Origin of the sequence: Hungatella hominis (genome assembly GCF_014288005.1) — a bacterium.
GTDB lineage: Bacteria > Bacillota > Clostridia > Lachnospirales > Lachnospiraceae > Hungatella > Hungatella effluvii.
In genome coordinates, this window is the sequence record NZ_JACOPB010000051.1 from 1 (window position 1) to 2,980 (window position 2,980).

At 43.7% G+C, this 2,980-nt stretch carries 2 protein-coding genes and 1 pseudogene; all 3 read left to right on the forward strand.

The window, feature by feature from the left end:
- Positions 1 to 156, forward strand: a pseudogene (locus H8S75_RS32495) (type IV secretory system conjugative DNA transfer family protein); the annotation flags it as partial.
- Positions 157 to 969: 813 nt separating this feature from the next.
- The gene (locus H8S75_RS33510; RefSeq protein ID WP_207658940.1) at positions 970 to 1,689 is read left to right on the forward strand and encodes a reverse transcriptase domain-containing protein; all 720 of its coding nucleotides are present in this window, start codon (positions 970 to 972) and stop codon (positions 1,687 to 1,689) included.
- A 2-nt stretch (positions 1,690 to 1,691) separates the two neighbouring features.
- Entirely contained in the window at positions 1,692 to 2,879 is a 1,188-nt protein-coding gene (locus H8S75_RS33010; RefSeq protein WP_240285818.1) for an RNA-dependent RNA polymerase family protein, read from the forward strand.
- Positions 2,880 to 2,980: the final 101 nt, after the last annotated feature.

Genomic DNA, 2,980 nt, shown 5'->3' on the forward strand with positions numbered 1-2,980 from the left:
TATTTCTGCATTACATCCGATCAGGACTCCACATACGATGTTCTGGCCACGTTGTTTGTTTCTTTTTTATGTATTAAACTGGTGCGGTTTGCGGACCAGCAGCCAGATCGTAAACTGCCTGTTCCGGTATACTTTATTCTGGATGAATTTCCGAATAGTGTGACACGTTCTACGCCCAAAACGGTGGGAATAACCGACAAAAGCGTAGCCTAAAGTCACAAATAACTTAATAAATGTGGTTTTAGAGAACTGCATAACTGAAATCTCAAATGAAGGGGCAACGCCCGGAAGGGGATTCACTAATACTCCGAATAGCGTCAGCCGGATACAGACGGCTGGGGTTATCGAGCTCGGGGAAGTCGTGCGAAGCACACCCTAACGCCGGAAGGCGAGGAAAGATTCGTAGAGGTACGGGTTGTGTGTGACAGTGCGGGTGGGGTTGCCATATGGTTAGAATGACCAAAAAGGCGGTCTGACAAAGTTCCGAATGTACGGCTCTAAACGAATGGCTTGTAGAAATGCAAGTGTACCAGAGGTACGCAAGCGGGGCAAAGTAAAAGTTGTTAGTATGAAATGCCCTCTGCGCTTACAGGGCGCAGGTATCTTAAGGATTCTCCTTGAAGATAATGCTTGCAGGGCTAAAGGAACGACCTAAGTGGCAACAATCCTAAGTTATGTGGAACGTGGAAAGCAGCCAATACGGGAGCTGACTGTATCAGCGGCAAAGTACCGTATTTGTGTCGAAAAGGAAGAAGCACAGAAAGAACTTCTTCTACAATAAGCACATTAATGGTTGTGAGAGTAGAGGCACAGTACCTGTGAAGCCGTGATAATAAGCGGTGGAGGGATAGCCTCAAGCCGATACTAAGATTTTCTTTCATGTCTATATAGTAATCACCAAAAGGAGATTTTCATAGCTGTCGTGGTGCGACTAAGAAAAAATCATTCTCCGACAAGGAGCTGGTTACTATGGCAAAACGAATTGTAAATAGAGCAGAGCGGAATGCAGAAAGATATGACGCTAAAGAAACAGGCTATCAGTTATATGAAAACAGCCTGAACGCTAAGATATTTGACAGGCTCATGCCACTGATAGTGTCAGAGCAGAATATCATGCTTGCGTACCGCAACATCTGCAAAAGCGGGGGAAGCAAAACCCCCGGCACAGACGGGAAAACGATTGAAGCAATACAGTCACTTCCCATCGAAACGGTCATTAAAACTGTCAGAAACAAGTTGAACTATTATCAGCCCAAAAAGGTCAGACGGGTAGAAATCCCCAAAGATAACGGAAAGACCAGACCATTGGGGATTCCGAGTATCTGGGACAGACTGATACAGCAGTGTATCCTACAGATACTGGAGCCGATTTGTGAAGCGAAATTCCATGAGCGGAACAACGGTTTCAGACCATACAGGTCAACACAGAATGCAATCGCACAGTGTTATAAAATGGCACAGTTGCAAAATCTGCACTTTGTAGTTGACGTGGACATTGTTGGCTTCTTTGATAATATCGACCACGGTAAGCTCATTCGGCAGTTGTGGGGGATTGGAATACAGGACAGAAAGCTGATTATGATTATCAAACAGATGCTAAAGGCAGAAATCCTGTTCAATGACATAACCATTGAGCCAGAAACAGGTACTCCACAGGGGGGATTCTATCCCCACTTCTTGCAAATGTAGTATTGAATGAACTGGACTGGTGGATAGCCGGTCAGTGGGAAATGTTTAAAATCAGAGAGGGAAAAACAGGTTTAGAGTTTGACAAGACTGATAAAGAGGGAAACGTCCTTACAGTGGACAGAACGCAGAAGTGGAATAAGCTGAGAGCAAAAACCGGACTGAAAGAAATGTATATCGTAAGATATGCGGACGATTTTAAGTTGTTCTGCCGGGATTATGCAACAGCAAAGAAAGTAATGTGTGCCACAAAACTCTGGCTTGCAGAGAATCTTCATTTGCAGACCAGCGATGAAAAATCGGGAATCACAAACCTGCAAAAGAATTATACGACTTTTCTTGGAATTAAGTTTAAAGTCGTGCCAAAAGGCAGTAAGTGGATAATACGCTCCCACATAGCAGACAAGAGCAAAGTTAAGGTCATTAAAAAACTGAGCGACGTTTGGAAAGATATAAAAAACCCGAGCAAGCAAAGCGAGATTGACCGCAATATCAGCCTTTATAATGCTATGGTCATGGGAATGCACAATTACTACTGTATGGCAACGATGGTATCAGCAGACTTTGCGGAAATCTCTTATAAAGTCAACGGGAAAAGTAACGGCATGAATCATAACAACCGCAGTTTCCCCATTGAGCGGCAAGGAGAGATTACCAGCAAGTTCATACAGGAGAAGTATGGGAAATCAAAGCAGTTCCGATGGATAAAGGGAAGAATGATTATCCCGGCAGGATATGTGGCATATGAATATCCGAAATATAAAAGGCGTGAAGTCAACAAATATGCAAGGAAATATTCAGACATCGAAAACTGTATCAGTTACGAGGTCATGAAGTATATGATGGAAAACGCCCATCTCTATCCAACGTTGGAGATGGCAGACAACGCTCTGTCAAGATATATATCGCAAAGAGGGAAATGTGCGGTAACACACAATGCGCTGACAGTTTCAGACATGGTGTGCCAGCATATCAAACCTTGCAAGGGAGAGCGGAATGACACATACAAGAATTTAATTCTCTTGTCAAAAGAAGTGTCAAAACTGGTAGGTGCAACGAAAACTACAGTAATAGGTAAGATACTTGCAGACCTGCCATTGACCGAAGAAATGCAAAATAAAATCAATAAGTTCCGAAAACACAGGGAGCTGGAAGAAATACAATTCGAGAACTATATAGGCACTAAAAAGTAATCTTAGTCGGTGGAACGCCGTGTGATGGGAAACTATCACGCACGGTGTGGAGCGGGGGAAAAGCCCGAGGTGGAAACACCAGAGGCTTACCTATCGCTATT